This window comes from Streptomyces sp. WAC 04229 (assembly GCF_003947455.1).
Taxonomy (GTDB): Bacteria; Actinomycetota; Actinomycetes; order Streptomycetales; family Streptomycetaceae; genus Streptomyces.
On sequence record NZ_QHJH01000017.1, the window covers coordinates 24,306 to 40,352 of the forward strand.

Here is a 16,047-nt window from a genome sequence, read left to right on the forward strand (position 1 = left end):
GCCACGTTGCGTTGCCGCGGTCGATCAGATGGAAGGCGGTCCCGTGATGGTGAAGGTCAGTCGCGAAGTGTCCGGTCCGGAAAGTCGTTCTGGCCCGCCGCCTGACCGCCCCTTGGCCACGGTTACGCGAACCCCGTGGCTGAGGAGCAGTTCGCGGCTGACCTCTCCCGCTGCGGGGTATGCCTTGCGGTAACTGTCAGTGGTGTACTCGTCCAGCCAGCTGGCACGGATAGCGGCAGGGGCGCTGCAGGTCGTGCCGCGTGCCGACGCGCGGCACACGTAGTCCCCGTACTCGTACGCCTTTCTCGTGGCGAAGTACATGCGGCCACCGCACCCTGCGCAGTGTGCGATTCCGATCAGCAGAGAGGTCTTGTTGCGTCTGGGATGGCGCCCCTTCGAGCGCGCGTCGAGGGCACCTTGCAGGGTATGGAACTCCTCCTCGGTGAGTAGCGGAAGCCCAATCAGCACGGGTGAACCGTCAGAGCTACGGACTGATTCGCCTTTGTGGACTCGATGGCCCATCAGCGCCGGAGTCCGGAGGATTTTGGAGAGGCTGCCGGCTGTCCACCGAAAGCGTTCGAAGTGGCGTCCGTGGCGTCTGCCACCCGTGGGACGTCCCTGGAGCTGTGCATGTCGATCTCGCGGTACTGGAATGCCCGCATCCTCGAGCTTGCGTGCCAGTGCGACCAGGGAAAGTCCCGAACGCACGCCGTTCACGATGGTACGGACGACGTCGGCTGTCCCTGGGTCAGGGGCGAGGCACCATCCGACGCCAGAGGGGTGGGGAGCCTTCTTGTATCCGAAGGGAATCAGGCCTCCGCCGTACCTTCCAGTCGCGCGGAGTGCCTCGTGTGCACTGGTGAGCCGGACGGAGATGGTGCGAGCCTCCTGCTCAGCGGCGTAGGCGAGCCCCATGCAGCGGAGGATGACGTTGCTCCCGGCCTGTGGCGGAACGACGAGGGGGTGTGCGGTCTCGGGCAGCCCGAAGACGAGAGTGATCTGTTGTTGCTGCCCCCACTCGATCAGTTGAGACATGTGGACGACGGACCGCACGGCTCGATCCACGTGCGCCCACACGATGGCCTCGTACTCGGCGGAGCGGTGGAGCCAGGGTGCGAGGGACGGCCGCTCGAACGGAGATGACTTGTGGGCTGATACTCCGAGGTCGGCGGCTTCTGCGATGAGCGTCAACCCCAGGTGCTCGGCGCACGATTGGATCGCGGCTCGTTGCCTGCCGGGCGATGTGGTCACACCGGTGACGTTGCTGAGACGCACCACGCCGAGCGCTCGCGCTGATCGGCTAGGAGGTGGGATGGGCAGGGGACTACGCTCGGACATGTCGACGCTCCTTGACAGGGTCGGCCGTACCCCGGGGCTGGTCGCACAGCCGCCGGGGCCTTTCGATCTCACTGTCGGAGCGGGAACTGACTTGCGTTACCGGTTTCCTGATAAGTAGCCCGATGGGGTGAACGGGTCAGGAAGGTCCCGCCCGCTTCCGGGTCCGTCGGTCCAGGGCCAGGGAGAGTTCCGCCTCCACCACGCTGCGGGCCAGGGGGCGCAGGCGGTGGAGGTCCTGTTCGGGGGCGTGGCGGAGGATCAGGGCGGTGAAGAGTTCGGCGAGGGCGTCGGCGTGTTCGCGGACGCGGGCGCCGGCCTGGAGGACCTCGGCGAGCGGGATGCCCTCGCGGACCAGGGCCGAGGAGACCTCCAGCAGGCTGTGGCTGATGTGGACGAGTTCGTCGCCGTCGGCGCCCAGGTAGCCGAGGTCCATCGCGGCGGCCAGGTTCTCGGGGGTGACCTCGCCCTCGAAGCGGGCGGCGAGTTCCTCGGGGGTCAGGCGGACCGGGGTCTCCTCGGTGGGCTCGCCGAGGCCGAGGAGGTCGCCGACGTCGCGGCCGTGGTCGAAGGCGTCGGCGAGTTCCGCGATGCCGTTCAGGGTGTGGCCGCGTTCCAGGAGTGCCGCGATGGTGCGCAGGCGGGCGAGGTGGTGGTCGTCGTACCAGGCTATGCGGCCCTCGCGGCGGGGTGGCGGGATCAGTTTGCGTTCGCGGTAGAAGCGCAGGGTGCGCACCGTGATGCCGGCCAGCCCGGCCAGTTCCTCCATGCGGTATTCACGCTTCTCGGTCACGTCACCGACCTTAAGTCGTACCGCCGGTAACTTTCCTTCGCGCGACCCCTACCCATCAGTACGGAGCTGTTCTACGCTCCCATTGCGCCAGTGTTCACTGGCATGGTTCCAGATGGTCCAGGCTAAGCGTGGAGGCTCCGGGATGGCCGAGCACGAGCAGGTTCAGGAACACGTACGGGTGGCGGTGATCGGGTCCGGCTTCGGCGGGCTCGGGGCCGCCGTGCGGCTGCGGCGCGAAGGGATCACGGACTTCGTCGTGCTGGAGCGGGCGGGGAGCGTCGGGGGGACCTGGCGCGACAACAGTTATCCCGGCTGCGCCTGCGACGTACCGTCCCACCTGTACTCCTTCTCCTTCGCGCCCAACCCCGAGTGGCCGCGCACCTTCTCCGGGCAGGAGCACATCCGCGCCTACCTGGAGCACGTCACCGACACCTTCGGGCTCCGTCCCCACCTCCGCTTCGACTCGGAGGTGAAGCGGATGGCGTGGGACACCGAGCAGCTGCGGTGGGAGATCGAGACGGCGAGCGGGAACCTCACCGCCGACGTCGTCGTGTCCGCGACCGGGCCGCTGTCCGACCCCAAGGTCCCGGACATCCCGGGTCTCGACTCCTTCCCGGGCAAGGTCTTCCACTCCGCCCGCTGGGACCACGACCACGACCTCACCGGCAAGCGCGTCGCCATGATCGGCACCGGCGCCTCCGCCATCCAGATCGTGCCGGCCGTCCAGCCGAAGGCCGGCCGCCTCACCCTCTTCCAGCGCACCCCGGCCTGGGTGATGCCCCGCATGGACCGGGCGATCAGCGGCGCCGAGCGCGCCCTGCACCGGGCGGTGCCCGCCACCACCAAGGTGCGGCGCGGGCTGCTGTGGGGCATCCGGGAACTCCAGGTGCAGGCCTTCACCAAGCACCCCGACGAGCTGGGCTTCATCGAGAAGATCGCCAAGCGCAACATGGGCGCCGCGATCAAGGACCCGGAGCTGCGCGCCAAGCTGACCCCCGACTACCGCATCGGCTGCAAGCGGATCCTGCTGTCGAGCAGCTACTACCCGGCGCTCGCCCAGCCCAACGTCGACGTGGTCGCCGCCGGACTCAGCGAGGTGCGCGGGTCCACCCTCGTCGGCGCCGACGGCACCGAGGCCGAGGCCGACGTGATCATCTTCGGCACCGGCTTCCACGTGACCGACTTGCCCATCGCCGAGCGGGTCGTGGGCGCGGACGGGCGGACCCTCGCCGAGACCTGGAAGGGCGGCATGGAGGCGCTGCGCGGTGCCTCGGCGGCGGGCTTCCCCAACTTCATGACGGTCATCGGGCCCAACACCGGCCTGGGGAACTCGTCCATGATCCTGATGATCGAGTCCCAGCTGAACTACATGGCCGACTACCTGCGCCAGATCGACGTCCTCGGCGGCCGCACCGCGCTCGACGCCCGCCCGGGACCCCAGGGACCCCCGGCGCCCCCGTCGCCATCACCGTACGACCGCAGGAGCTGAACCGAACGTGGCAGGAGTCGCACGCCGCCGTCTCGACGCGGAGCTGGTCCGCCGCAGACTGGCGCGCTCGCGCGAGCACGCCAGCCAGCTGATCGCCGCCGGGCGGGTCTCCGTCGGCAAGACCGTCGCGACCAAGCCCGCCACGCAGGTGGAGACGGCCGCCGCGATCGTGGTCAGCGACGACGACGGCGATCCCGACTACGTCTCGCGCGGCGGCCACAAGCTCGCCGGCGCCCTCGCGGCGTTCGGGCCGCGGGGCCTCGCCGTCGAGGGACGCCGGGCGCTGGACGCCGGCGCCTCCACCGGCGGCTTCACCGACGTACTGCTGCGGGCGGGCGCCGCGCACGTCGTCGCCGTGGACGTGGGATACGGACAACTCGCCTGGAGCCTCCGGCAGGATGAACGCGTCACCGTCAAGGACCGTACGAACGTACGCGAGTTGACGCTCGAAGCGATCGATGGGGAGCCCGTGGATCTTGTCGTGGGGGATCTGTCCTTCATCCCGCTCGGACTGGTGCTGCCCGCCCTGGCGCGGTGCACCCGGCCGGACGCCGACCTGGTGATGATGGTGAAGCCGCAGTTCGAGGTGGGCAAGGAGCGGCTGGGCAGCGGGGGAGTGGTACGCAGTGCGCAGCTGCGGGCCGAGGCCGTGCGGGGAGTCGCCCACAAGGCCTGGGAACTGGGGCTCGGTGTGAAGGGGGTCACCGCCAGTCCGCTGCCGGGTCCCTCCGGGAACGTCGAGTACTTTCTGTGGCTGCGGGCCGGGGCCGGCGCACTGGACCCGGCCGACGTTGACCGTGCAGTGGCGGAGGGGCCGCGTTGACACAGAACCGAGCTCGTACTGTTTTCCTGCTCGCCCACACCGGGCGTCCCGCCGCCATCCGCAGCGCGGAGCTGGTGGTCAGGGGGCTGCTGCGGGCCGGGATCGGCGTACGGGTCCTGGAGGCGGAGGCGCGGGACCTGCCGCTGCCGGGCGAGGTGCAGCTGGTCGGCGAGGCCACTCCGCAGTGCCTCGACGGGTGTGAGCTGCTGATCGTCCTCGGCGGCGACGGCACGCTGCTGCGCGGCGCCGAGTTCGCCCGCGCCTCCGGCGTGCCGATGCTCGGGGTCAACCTCGGGCGGGTCGGCTTCCTCGCCGAGGCCGAGCGGGACGACCTCGACAAGGTCGTCGACCGGGTGGTGAGCCGGGCCTACGAGGTCGAGGAGCGGATGACGGTCGACGTCGTCGTGCACCGCAACGGCGACATCGTGCACACCGACTGGGCGCTGAACGAGGCGGCCGTGCAGAAGGCCGGCGCCGAGAAGCTGCTGGAAGTCGTGCTGGAGATCGACGGGCGGCCGGTGACCGGGTTCGGCTGCGACGGCATCGTGCTGTCGACGCCGACGGGGTCGACGGCGTACGCCTTCTCCGCCGGCGGGCCGGTGGTGTGGCCCGAGGTGGAGGCGCTGCTGATGGTGCCGATCAGTGCGCACGCGCTGTTCGCGAAGCCGCTGGTGACCTCGCCGGACTCCGTGCTCGCGGTGGAGGTGCTGCCGCACATCCCGCCGGGGGTGTTGTGGTGTGACGGGCGGCGGACGGTGGAGCTGCCGCCGGGGGCACGGGTGGAGGTTCGGCGGGGGGCGGTGCCGGTGCGGCTGGCCCGGCTGCACCATGCGTCGTTCACCGACCGGCTGGTGGCGAAGTTCGCGTTGCCCGTGTCCGGGTGGCGCGGGGCGCCGCACTAGCGGTCTCGAAGGGGTGGATCTGTTGTGCCCCGGCCGCGGGTCGTCCGTGGCTGGCCGCGCAGTTCCCCGCGCCCCTGAGCGGCACACCCTGCCCGGCGTCACATGAGCGGCCTGTGTGCGTTCCCCGCCCTCGACCTCGTAAGGTCGTGTCCGTGCTTGAGGAGATGCGGATACGGTCGCTCGGAGTCATCGACGACGCCGTGGTCGAGTTGTCGCCCGGGTTCACCGCTGTCACCGGTGAGACGGGTGCCGGTAAGACCATGGTGGTCACCAGCCTCGGGCTGCTGCTGGGCGGACGCGCGGACGCCGCGCTGGTGCGGATCGGGGCGAAGAGCGCGGTCGTCGAGGGACGGATCGCCGTGCCCGGGGGTGCCGCTGCCGCCGTCCGGGCCGAGGAGGCAGGGGCCGAGCTGGACGACGGGGCGCTGCTGATCAGCCGTACCGTCTCCGCCGAGGGGCGCTCGCGGGCGCATCTGGGCGGGCGGTCCGTGCCCGTGGGGATGCTCGCCGAGCTGGCCGACGAACTGGTGGCCGTGCACGGGCAGACCGACCAGCAGGGGCTGCTCAAACTGTCCCGGCAACGGCAGGCGCTCGACCGGTACGCGGGCGACGCGGTCGCCGGGCCCCTCGACAAGTACGCCGGGGCCTACCGGAGGCTGCGGGCCGTCGCCACCGAACTGGACGAGATCACCACCCGCGCGCGTGAGCGCGCCCAGGAGGCGGACCTGCTGCGCTACGGCCTCGACGAGGTCGCCGCCGTCGAACCGCGGGCCGGTGAGGACGTCGAGCTGGCGGAGGAGGCCGAGCGGCTGGGACACGCCGAGGCGCTCGCGTCGGCCGCCACGGCCGCCCACGCGGCCCTGGCCGGCAACCCCGAGGACCCCGAGGGCGTCGACGCGGCGACCCTCGTCGCGGGCGCGCAGCGGGCCCTGGACGCCGTACGGTCGCACGACCCGGCGCTGGGCGCGCTCGCCGAGCGGATCGCCGAGGTCGGCATCCTGCTGCGGGACGTGGCCGGTGAACTGGCGGGGTACGCGGACGACCTGGACGCCGATCCGCTGCGGCTGGCCGCGGTCGAGGAGCGGCGGGCCGCGCTCACCGCGCTGACCCGGAAGTACGGCGAGGACGTCGCCTCCGTGCTCGCATGGTCCGAGCAGAGTGCCGCGCGGCTGACCGAGCTGGACGGCGACGACGAGCGGATCGGTGAACTGACCGCCGAACGGGACGCGCTGCGGTCGGAACTGAGCGGTCTGGCGCAGGCGCTGTCGGACGCGCGGACGGAGGCCGCCGAGCGGTTCGCCGCCGCGGTGACCGCCGAGCTGGCCTCGCTCGCCATGCCCCACGCGCGCGTGTCCTTCGAGATCCGGCAGACCGAGGACCCGGAGGGCGTCGAGGTCGGCGGACGTGCGGTCGCGTACGGGCCGTCGGGTGCCGACGAGGTCGAGCTGCTGCTCGCCCCGCACCCGGGGGCGCCGCCGCGGCCGATCGCCAAGGGCGCGTCCGGGGGTGAGCTGTCGCGCGTGATGCTTGCCGTGGAGGTCGTGTTCGCGGGCACGGACCCGGTGCCGACCTACCTCTTCGACGAGGTCGACGCCGGTGTCGGCGGCAAGGCGGCGGTGGAGATCGGCCGGCGGCTCGCGCGGCTGGCGAAGAGCGCGCAGGTCGTGGTCGTCACCCATCTGCCGCAGGTGGCCGCGTTCGCCGACCGGCAGCTGCTGGTGGAGAAGACGAACGACGGGTCCGTGACCCGCTCCGGCGTGAAGGTCCTGGAAGGCGAGGAGCGGATCCGTGAACTCTCCCGGATGCTGGCCGGCCAGGAGGACTCGGAGACGGCACGGGCACACGCGGAGGAACTGCTCGAGACGGCTCGTTCGGACGCGTAGAGGCAGGGTTCCGGACGCCCGTAGGGTGTCCGGATGATCAACCGCAGTGGCCGCACCGCCTCCTTCGCCCTCGCCGCCGGTCTCGCCCGGACCGGCCTGACCGCGCTGCGCGCCGTGGCGCCGGGCGGCCGGGAGCGCTGGGAGCGCGTGAACCATGCGGGCCGGACGGTGGGTCTGTACGCCGGGCCCGCCTGCGCCCTGGCGGCGGCGGTCGGCACGGCGAGGGTGCGGCCCGCCGCCGGGCTCGCCGTGCTCGCGGCGGGTGCCTGCGGGGCCTACGACGACATTGCGGGCGCGGGCGACGCCCGGCGCGGGTTCCGGGCGCATCTGTCGGCGTTGCGGGACGGCGAGGTCACCACAGGGGCGGTCAAGCTGTTCGGCGTCTCCGGGGCGGCGCTCGCCGCGGGGGCGGTGCTGAGGGAACGGCCCCTGGACCGGCTGCTGGCCGGCGTCGTCATCGCCGGGGCAGCGCACTTCGTCAACCTTCTGGACGTACGGCCGGGGCGGGCCGGTGCGGCGGTCCTCGCGCTCGGGGCGCCGGGGCTGCTGCGCGCGGGCCCCGGGGCGCAGACGGCGGCCGTCGCGATGGGAGCGGCGGCGGCCGTGCTGCCCGACGACGTCGCCGAGCGCACCATGCTCGGGGACACGGGAGCACACGCGCTGGGCGCGGCCCTCGGGATCGCGGTGGTGGCCGCGGGCGGGCGGGCCATGGTCGCCGCGCACGCGGTCGCGCTCGTGGCCGCGGCGGTCGGCGGTGAGGTGGCCGCCCGCTCGCGCGGTTCACTCGTGTGAGTGAACCGGTGCCGTTCCGTTGCCCCGGTGGTCGACCGCCCGCGGCGGCCGTCGTTCCCGGAACACCCGTACGGCCTGGCATCCTTGACGGAGTGACGCGCGGTCCGACGCGCGGCGCACACCCTCCGCACCATCGTTCTGTACGTTCTTCGTGTCCCACCCCCGCCGAACCAGGAGACCCGGCCAGGTGACCCCGTGAGCAGCCCCTCACCGCACGGCCAGTCGCCGCTGCGCACCGTGCAGGTGCTGGGCGGCGGCAACGCCGGCAGCAGCGCGCACGTGCGTTCACTGGCCGCGGGGCTCGTCGCCAGGGGCGTGAAAGTCACCGTGTGCGCCCCCTCCGATGCGGAGTGCACCTACGACTTCACGGGCACCGGAGCCGAGCACGTGCACGTGCCGCGCAGCAGCGATCCCGTCTCGGTGGCCGCGTTGCGGGCGGTGTGCGCGGACGCCGACCTGGTGCACGCGCACGGACTGCACGCCTCCTTCCGCGCGGTGCTGGCCCTGGGCGGGCGACGGGTGCGTACGCCGCTCGTCGTCACCTGGCACGACCGCGCCTACGCCGAGGGCGCGCGCGCCCACCTGCTGCGGGCGCTGGAACGGCGGGTGATGAAGGCGGCCACCGTCGTCCTCGGCACCACCTCCGAGCTGGTCGACGGGGCCCGGCGGACCGGCGCGCGCGACGCCCGGCTCGGCCCCGTGGCGCTCCCCGTCCGCCCGGAAAACCCGGCCGGGCCCGAGGACCCCGACCGGCTGCGCCCGAAGCTGAGGGCCGAACTCGGCGCGGTGGAACGCCCCTTGCTGGTCGCGGTCGGTTCCCTGGAGCGGCACCGGGGGTACGACCTCCTGCTCGACGCCGCGCGGGTGTGGCGCCGTCTGGATCCCGCACCGCTGGTCGTCGTCGCGGGGGAGGGGCCGCTGCGCGCGGAGCTGCAGGGACGGATCGAGAGCGAAGGGCTGCCGGTGCTGCTCGCCGGCCGCCGCGACGACGTCCCGGACCTGCTGGCGGCCGCCGACCTCGCGCTGCTGCCGGCCCGCCGGGAGACCGGACGCTCCGTGCTCGCCCAGGAGGCGCTCCACGCGTGCGTGCCGCTCGTCGCCGCCGAGGCGGGCGGCATCCCCGAACTCGTCGGCGACGCCGCCGAACTCGTCCCGGCCGGCGATGCGCAAGGGCTCGCCGACGCCGTGGTCCGCCTCCTCGGCGACCCCGGCCGGCGGGACGAACTCCGGGCGCGGGGCGTGAGGCAGGCGGCCACCTGGCCCACCGAGGACGAGACCGTCGCCCAGGTCCTCAGCGTCTACGACGAGCTGACCCAGCCCACCCCGCTGCTCTAGGCCCTGTCGACCTAGGGCACGTGCCGGCGGGCACGCAGGGCCAGGCTCAGGGCCAGTACCGTCTGCGGGTCGTCGAGGTCCGTGCCCAGCAACTCCCCGATCCGCGCCAGCCGGTTGTAGAGCGTCTGCCGGTTGAGGTGGAGTTCGCGCGCGGTCTCCGCCTTGCGGCCGGCGTGCGCCAGGTACGTCTGGAGCGTGGGTAGCAGGGGCGGCTTCGAGCGGTCGTCGTGGTCGCGCAGCGGGCCGATCGCCCGGTCCACGAAGGCCGCGAGGTCCGGATGGTCGCGCAGCCGCCACAGCAGCAGGTCGATGTCGAGGCGCCGCGCGTCGTACCAGGGCCGGTCGGTCAGCCCCTGCGCCGCCGTCGCCGTCTCCGCCGCGTGCCGCAGGCTCGCCGACGCCGCCGCCCAGCCGCCGGCCACCCCGACGACCACGACGGGCGGCTGCGCCCCCGGCCGCTGCATCCCGGCCCGCTCCACACCCGCCCGCAGCGCCGCCGCGACCCGGTCCGCGACCGCCGCCCGCTCGGACTCCGAACGCAACCCCAGAAGCAGCGGCACCCGGCCCTCCACCGGCCGTACGCCCAGCAGCACCGGCACCCCGACCGATGCCAGCTCCTCGGCGACGGCGCGGGCCAGCACCGCCCAGCCGCCGCCGGCCGGGGACAGGGCGTCGCCGAGCCGCATCACCACCGGGAGCATCGGACCGTCGCCCGGCTTGAAGCCCAGGACGCGCGCCTGGGCCGGGGCGTCCTCCGCCGTGACCCGGCCCTCGGCGAGGTCGCTGAGGAAGTCGCCGCGCCCGCGCGCCGCCAGCTCCTCCTCCTGCCGCGCCTGCATCAGCACCACGGCGAGGCTGCCCGCCGCCCGCTCCGCCGCCATCCGGTGCACCGGCGCCAGCGGCGCGCGCACCGGCAGCAGCACCAGCCGCGCCCGCACCGACCCGGCGCCGGGCCCGCCGCCGGGCACGTCCACCAGGACCGAGCCGGCCGGGGGCGGTGCGTCCTTGTGCGGGCCGCGCAGTCCCTCCCACACCTGGAGCGGGTCGGCGCCCTCCGGCCCGGAACCGGCTGCGTACAGCAGGCGGCCGTCGGTGGTCTCCAGGAAGACCGGGTTGTCGCCGAAGCCGGCCAGGATGCCCAGCACCTGGGGGACTCCGCCGCCGCCCAGCAGGGCCCGGGTGCACCGGCTGTGCACCTCCTCGGCCCGCTGCAGCAGCGCGTAGTGGCCGTTGACGATCTCGGTGTGGATCTCCTCGGTGACCGTCACGAACGGCACCTCGCGGTGCAGCTGGACCAGCGGCAGCCCGGCCGTCCGGGCGGTGTCGACGAGGGCCGCGGGCAGCCGGGCGAAACGCGGGCCCAGTTCGACGACGAGGGCCGCGATGCCGCGCTCGGCCAGCGTGCGGACGAACGCCCGCTGCTCGGCGGGGCGGGTGCCCAGGCCGTACCCCGTGGTCAGCAGCAGCTCGCCGCCCTTGAGGAGCGAGGCGATGTTCGGCACCTCGCCGGCGTGCACCCAGCGCACGGTGCGGTGCAGCCGGTCGGCGCCCGCCAGGATCTCCGGCAGGCCGCTGCGCAGCCCGGGCAGCTCCAGTGCCCGCTGCACGGTGATACCGGCGCCCTGGGTGTCGAATCCGCTGTTCCTGCCGCTGTCCATGTCCCGGACGCTACCCGCCGGGGCACCCCCGGGACATCCGCGGACCGGGGACACCCGGTTGGCGGCGGGGCGGCCGGGCAGGGCACCGGGCATGAAGGCCACCGCGGTGGCCGCCGCGCGCGAGGACGACGGTTCCCCCGCCGGCGAAGGACGCGCGCCGGCGTCGTCGTCGGTCTCGGTGGGACCCGTCAGCCCGTACGCCCCGCTAGCCCCCGTACGCCCCGCTCGCCGTCAGCCGCAGTGCCGTGTCGATCAGGGGCACGTGGCTGAAGGCCTGGGGGAAGTTGCCGACCTGGCGTTGCAGGCGCGGGTCCCACTCCTCGGCCAGCAGACCGAGGTCGTTGCGCAGGGAGAGCAGCTTCTCGAAGAGCTTGCGGGCCTCGTCCACGCGGCCGATCATCGCCAGGTCGTCCGCCATCCAGAACGAGCAGGCGAGGAAGGCGCCCTCGTCGCCCGGGAGGCCGTCGACGCCCTCGTCCTTGCCGTCCGTCGGGTAGCGCAGGATGAACCCGTCCGACGTGGACAGCTCACGCTGGATGGCCTCGATGGTGCCGATCACCCGCTTGTCGTCCGGCGGCAGGAAGCCCATCTGCGGGATCAGCAGCAGCGAGGCGTCCAGCTCCCGGGAGCCGTAGGACTGCGTGAACGTGTTGCGTTCCTTGTCGTAGCCCTTCTCGCAGACGTCCCGGTGGATGTCGTCGCGCAACTGCTTCCAGCGCTCCAGCGGGCCGTCCGCGTCGCCGGACTCGATCAGCTTGATCGTGCGGTCGACGGCGACCCAGGCCATCACCTTGGAGTGCACGAAGTGGCGGCGCGGGCCGCGCACCTCCCAGATGCCCTCGTCCGGCTCCTGCCAGTGGTCCTCCAGGTAGCGGATCAGCTTCAGCTGGAGCACCGACGCGTAGTCGTTGCGGGCCAGGCCGGTCATGTGGGCCAGGTGCAGGGCCTCGGTGACCTCGCCGTAGACGTCCAGCTGGAGCTGGTGCGCCGCGCCGTTGCCGACCCGCACGGGGGTGGAGTTCTCGTACCCCGGCAGCCAGTCCAGCTCCGCCTCGCCCAGCTCCCGCTCACCGGCGATGCCGTACATGATCTGGAGGTTCTCCGGGTCGCCCGCGACCGCGCGCAGCAGCCACTCGCGCCACGCGCGGGCCTCCTCGCGGTAGCCGGTGCGCAGCAGTGAGGACAGGGTGATCGCCGCGTCCCGCAGCCAGGTGTAGCGGTAGTCCCAGTTGCGGACGCCACCGATCTCCTCCGGAAGGGAGGTGGTGGGCGCGGCGACGATGCCGCCGGTGGGGGCGTACGTCAGGGCCTTCAGCGTGATCAGGGAGCGGACCACGGCCTCCCGGTAGGGACCGTGGTACGTACAGTGATCGACCCAGTCGCGCCAGAAGTCCTCGGTGGCCTCCAGGGACTGCTCGGGCTCGGGCAGCGGCGGCGGCTCCTTGTGCGAGGGCTCCCACGAGATGGTGAACGCGATCCGGTCACCCGGAGCGACGGTGAAGTCCGCGTACGTGGTGAGCGCCTTGCCGTAGGTCTCGACATCCGTGTCGAACCACACCGAGTCGGGCCCGGCGACGGCCACCGTGCGGCCCTCGTGCTTGTGCACCCAGGGGACCACCCGGCCGTAGCTGAACCGCATCCGCAGCTCCGAGCGCATCGGTACCCGGCCGGAGACGCCCTCCACGATCCGGATCAGCTGCGGCGCGCCGTCGCGCGGCGGCATGAAATCGGTCACCCGGACGGTGCCCCGGCCGGTGTCCCACTCGGACTCCAGGATCAGCGAGTCGCCGCGGTAGGTCCGCCGGGCGGCGGTCGGTGGCTCGGCGCCGGGGGCGTAGGCCGGCCCCATCCGCCAGAAGCCGTGTTCCCCGGTGCCCAGCAGACCGGCGAAGATGGCATGCGAGTCGAAGCGGGGCAGGCACAGCCAGTCGACTGTGCCGTCCCGGCAGACCAGTGCTGCGGTCTGCATGTCTCCGATGAGTGCGTAGTCTTCGATGCGCCCGGCCACGTGCAACTCCAGTCGAACGGCCACGTCACCCCGCGATGGGGGCGGTCGCTAGTGCGGTCAAGGGTGGGGTCAGGGTGTATGTCATGCGTCGTTGAGCCATGAAGCAAAGCAGTCGTCCGGCCGCCAAGCCAAACGCTGAGCCGCAAACGACAATTGTCGCTCAACCAACTGACGAGCTCTCGTTGTTCCGGCGGTGACGGGCGAGGGGTGGTGCCGCGTCGCCGGGGCCGGCTCGGCAGCGAACGTCCGAGCAGGATACGACGCACGTAGATGATCTGTGTGCCGCTCCGGGCAACCCGGGTCCGCCGAACGGGTGACCACCGGGTGAGGAAAGTGTGACGCCTCCACCTGCGTGTCCGGGTGTGCGCGGAGGGTGGCCGGAAGCCGCCGCCCCGAGGCGCTGATACGCTGGTAGCCCGTGGACCGGTGGGAGAAAAACCCCGGAACCGCAGCGACGGCGCCGCCGCCGACACCCCCGGAAGACGGGGGCGGAGGGCGAGCGCACCGCACCCCAGACCGCGACCACGGGAGCCCCCTCTTGGCCATGCCGCCCAAATCTTCGACGACCAAGCACATCTTCGTCACCGGGGGTGTCGCCTCCTCGCTCGGCAAGGGGCTGACCGCCTCCAGCCTCGGCATGCTGCTCAAGGCCCGGGGTCTGCGCGTCGTGATGCAGAAGCTCGACCCGTACCTGAACGTCGACCCGGGCACGATGAACCCCTTCCAGCACGGTGAGGTGTTCGTCACCAACGACGGCGCCGAGACCGACCTGGACATCGGCCACTACGAGCGCTTCCTCGACCGCGACCTCGACGGCTCCGCCAACGTCACCACCGGCCAGGTCTACAACACGGTGATCGCCAAGGAGCGGCGCGGCGAGTACCTGGGCGACACGGTCCAGGTCATTCCGCACATCACCAACGAGATCAAGCACCGCATCCGCCGCATGGCGACGGACGAGGTCGACGTCGTGATCACCGAGGTCGGCGGCACCGTCGGCGACATCGAGTCGCTGCCGTTCCTGGAGACCGTCCGCCAGGTCCGGCACGAGGTCGGCCGGGACAACGTGTTCGTGGTCCACATCTCGCTCCTGCCCTACATCGGCCCTTCGGGTGAGCTGAAGACCAAGCCGACCCAGCACTCGGTCGCGGCGCTGCGCAACATCGGTATCCAGCCGGACGCGATCGTGCTCCGCTGCGACCGCGAGGTCCCGACCGCGATCAAGCGCAAGATCTCCCTGATGTGCGACGTCGACGAGGCCGCCGTGGTGGCCTGCCCCGACGCCCGCTCGATCTACGACATCCCGAAGGTCGTCCACACCGAGGGTCTGGACGCGTACGTCGTCCGCAAGCTGGACCTGCCGTTCCGCGACGTGGACTGGACGACCTGGGACGACCTGCTCGACCGCGTCCACAAGCCCGACCACGAGATCACCATGGCCCTGGTCGGCAAGTACATCGACCTGCCCGACGCCTACCTCTCGGTCACCGAGGCGCTGCGCGCCGGCGGCTTCGCCAACAAGGCCCGGGTGAAGATCAAGTGGGTCACGTCCGACGACTGCAAGACCGCGGCGGGCGCTGCGGCGCAGCTCGGCGACGTCGACGCGATCTGCATCCCGGGCGGCTTCGGCGACCGCGGTGTGCTCGGCAAGGTCGGCGCCATCCAGTACGCCCGCGAGAACCGGATCCCGCTGCTCGGCCTCTGCCTGGGCCTGCAGTGCATCGTGGTCGAGGCGGCGCGCAACCTGGCCGGCATCGCGGACGCCAACTCCACCGAGTTCGACCCGGCCACCGGCCACCCGGTCATCTCCACCATGGCCGAGCAGCTGGACATCGTGGCCGGCGAGGGCGACATGGGCGGCACCATGCGGCTCGGCATGTACCCGGCGAAGCTGGCCGAGGGCTCCATCGTGCGCGAGGTCTACGACGGCAAGGAGTACGTCGAGGAGCGGCACCGTCACCGCTACGAGGTGAACAACGCCTACCGCGCGGAGCTGGAGAAGAAGGCCGGCATCGTCTTCTCGGGCACCTCCCCGGACGGCAAGCTCGTCGAGTACGTCGAGTACCCGCGCGACGTCCACCCGTACCTGGTCGCCACGCAGGCGCACCCGGAGCTGCGCTCGCGCCCGACCCGCCCGCACCCGCTCTTCGCCGGGCTGGTCAAGGCCGCGGTCGAGCGGAAGACGTCGAAGTAGCACACCAGTTGTACGGTGGCCGGGGCACGCGCACTCAACGGCGCGGGCCCCGGCTTTCGCGTACGTCTGAAAGGGCAGGTCAGGCATGACGGGCAGCACGATCAAGGACACCCCCGAGGAGTGGGAGGTCCGGGGCACCGGGACGCCCTTCAGGGGGAAGAAGACCTCCGTCCGCACGGACGACGTGGTCATGCCCGACGGCTCCGTGGTGACCCGCGACTACCAGGTCCACCCGGGCTCCGTCGCCGTCCTCGCGCTGGACGGCGAGGGCAGGGTGCTGGTCATCCGGCAGTACCGGCACCCCGTGCGCGAGAAGCTGTGGGAGATCCCCGCCGGACTCCTCGACGTCCCCGGCGAGAACCCGCTGCACGCCGCCCAGCGCGAGCTGTACGAGGAGGCGCACGTCAAGGCCGAGGACTGGCGGGTGCTGGCCGACGTCTACACCACCCCCGGCGGCTGCGACGAGGCCGTGCGGATCTTCCTCGCCCGGAACCTCTCCGAGGCCGAGGGCGAGCGCTTCGCGGTCGAGGACGAAGAGGCCGACATGGAGCTGGCCCGGGTGCCGGTCGCGGACCTGGTGCGCGGTGTGCTCGCGGGCGACCTGCACAACAACTGCCTGGTCGTGGGAGTGCTCTCGCTGATCGCCGCGGAGCGGGGCGACGGACTCGACGCGCTCCGCCCGGCCGGGGCGCCGTGGCCGGCCCGCCCCTTCGAGGCCTGATCCGCCGACGCCGGGCCACCTGGCGTCCCCTACCGGTGTGACCATCTGTTGATCCGATCGAGGGACCTGCCCGCCGCGCTCCGCCGGGAACGTCGCAGAGCGTGAACTAGGCTC

The 16,047-nt window shown here is 72.4% G+C and carries 12 protein-coding genes; 8 read left to right on the forward strand and 4 right to left on the reverse strand.

Annotation, left to right across the window (positions count from 1 at the left end):
- Positions 1 to 24: 24 nt before the first annotated feature.
- Together DMH12_RS39690 and DMH12_RS07565 are read right to left on the reverse strand one after the other, a co-directional pair.
- Entirely contained in the window at positions 25 to 1,338 is a 1,314-nt protein-coding gene (locus tag DMH12_RS39690) for a recombinase family protein (RefSeq protein WP_125490780.1), read from the reverse strand.
- Between the two features lie 136 nt (positions 1,339 to 1,474).
- Positions 1,475 to 2,128, reverse strand: coding sequence for a MerR family transcriptional regulator (locus tag DMH12_RS07565; RefSeq protein ID WP_125490781.1), 654 nt, complete (start codon positions 2,126 to 2,128; stop codon positions 1,475 to 1,477).
- A gap of 142 nt (positions 2,129 to 2,270) precedes the next feature.
- Here DMH12_RS07565 and DMH12_RS07570 point away from each other — a divergent pair, with 142 nt between their 5' ends.
- The 6 genes from DMH12_RS07570 (at position 2,271) to DMH12_RS07595 (ending at position 9,352) form a co-directional block, all read left to right on the forward strand.
- Positions 2,271 to 3,617 (forward strand): NAD(P)/FAD-dependent oxidoreductase, encoded by a 1,347-nt coding sequence (locus DMH12_RS07570; protein WP_125490782.1) that lies wholly within the window; start codon positions 2,271 to 2,273, stop codon positions 3,615 to 3,617.
- Between the two features lie 7 nt (positions 3,618 to 3,624).
- The gene (locus tag DMH12_RS07575; protein ID WP_125490783.1) at positions 3,625 to 4,440 is read left to right on the forward strand and encodes a hemolysin; all 816 of its coding nucleotides are present in this window, start codon (positions 3,625 to 3,627) and stop codon (positions 4,438 to 4,440) included.
- On the forward strand, positions 4,437 to 5,342 hold the full coding sequence (locus DMH12_RS07580; RefSeq protein WP_125490784.1) for an NAD kinase: 906 nt from the start codon (positions 4,437 to 4,439) through the stop codon (positions 5,340 to 5,342). The genes DMH12_RS07575 and DMH12_RS07580 overlap by 4 nt, the downstream gene beginning before the upstream one ends.
- A 164-nt stretch (positions 5,343 to 5,506) precedes the next feature.
- On the forward strand, positions 5,507 to 7,225 hold the full coding sequence (gene recN / locus DMH12_RS07585) for a DNA repair protein RecN (RefSeq protein ID WP_125490817.1): 1,719 nt from the start codon (positions 5,507 to 5,509) through the stop codon (positions 7,223 to 7,225).
- Between the two features lie 33 nt (positions 7,226 to 7,258).
- Positions 7,259 to 8,017 (forward strand): hypothetical protein, encoded by a 759-nt coding sequence (locus tag DMH12_RS07590; protein ID WP_125490785.1) that lies wholly within the window; start codon positions 7,259 to 7,261, stop codon positions 8,015 to 8,017.
- A gap of 195 nt (positions 8,018 to 8,212) precedes the next feature.
- A complete protein-coding gene (locus DMH12_RS07595) occupies positions 8,213 to 9,352 on the forward strand; it encodes a glycosyltransferase family 4 protein (RefSeq protein WP_125490786.1) in 1,140 nt (379 codons plus the stop codon).
- Positions 9,353 to 9,363: 11 nt separating this feature from the next.
- On the opposite strand, the gene DMH12_RS07600 is transcribed toward DMH12_RS07595, so the two are convergent.
- Both DMH12_RS07600 and DMH12_RS07605 read right to left on the reverse strand, forming a co-directional pair.
- Complete coding sequence (locus tag DMH12_RS07600; RefSeq protein ID WP_125490787.1) at positions 9,364 to 11,010, reverse strand: PucR family transcriptional regulator; 1,647 nt, start codon at positions 11,008 to 11,010, stop codon at positions 9,364 to 9,366.
- A gap of 205 nt (positions 11,011 to 11,215) precedes the next feature.
- On the reverse strand, positions 11,216 to 13,018 hold the full coding sequence (locus DMH12_RS07605) for a glycoside hydrolase family 15 protein (RefSeq protein ID WP_125490818.1): 1,803 nt from the start codon (positions 13,016 to 13,018) through the stop codon (positions 11,216 to 11,218).
- Between the two features lie 544 nt (positions 13,019 to 13,562).
- On the opposite strand from DMH12_RS07605, the gene DMH12_RS07610 reads away from it, so the two are divergent.
- Together DMH12_RS07610 and DMH12_RS07615 are read left to right on the forward strand one after the other, a co-directional pair.
- Positions 13,563 to 15,212, forward strand: a complete 1,650-nt coding sequence (locus tag DMH12_RS07610) for a CTP synthase (RefSeq protein WP_122617435.1) — start codon at positions 13,563 to 13,565, stop codon at positions 15,210 to 15,212.
- A gap of 85 nt (positions 15,213 to 15,297) precedes the next feature.
- On the forward strand, positions 15,298 to 15,933 hold the full coding sequence (locus tag DMH12_RS07615) for an NUDIX hydrolase (RefSeq protein ID WP_125490788.1): 636 nt from the start codon (positions 15,298 to 15,300) through the stop codon (positions 15,931 to 15,933).
- The last annotated feature ends 114 nt before the right edge of the window (positions 15,934 to 16,047 follow it).

Bases quoted from the DNA above. Each gene is read 5' to 3' on its own strand.
- DMH12_RS39690 (WP_125490780.1), bottom strand. From the start codon at position 1,338: ATGTCCGAGCGTAGTCCCCTGCCCATCCCACCTCCTAGCCGATCAGCG.
- DMH12_RS07570 (WP_125490782.1), top strand. From the start codon at position 2,271: ATGGCCGAGCACGAGCAGGTTCAGGAACACGTACGGGTGGCGGTGATC.
- recN (WP_125490817.1), top strand. From the start codon at position 5,507: ATGCGGATACGGTCGCTCGGAGTCATCGACGACGCCGTGGTCGAGTTG.
- DMH12_RS07590 (WP_125490785.1), top strand. From the start codon at position 7,259: ATGATCAACCGCAGTGGCCGCACCGCCTCCTTCGCCCTCGCCGCCGGT.
- DMH12_RS07600 (WP_125490787.1), bottom strand. From the start codon at position 11,010: ATGGACAGCGGCAGGAACAGCGGATTCGACACCCAGGGCGCCGGTATC.
- DMH12_RS07610 (WP_122617435.1), top strand. From the start codon at position 13,563: ATGCCGCCCAAATCTTCGACGACCAAGCACATCTTCGTCACCGGGGGT.
- DMH12_RS07615 (WP_125490788.1), top strand. From the start codon at position 15,298: ATGACGGGCAGCACGATCAAGGACACCCCCGAGGAGTGGGAGGTCCGG.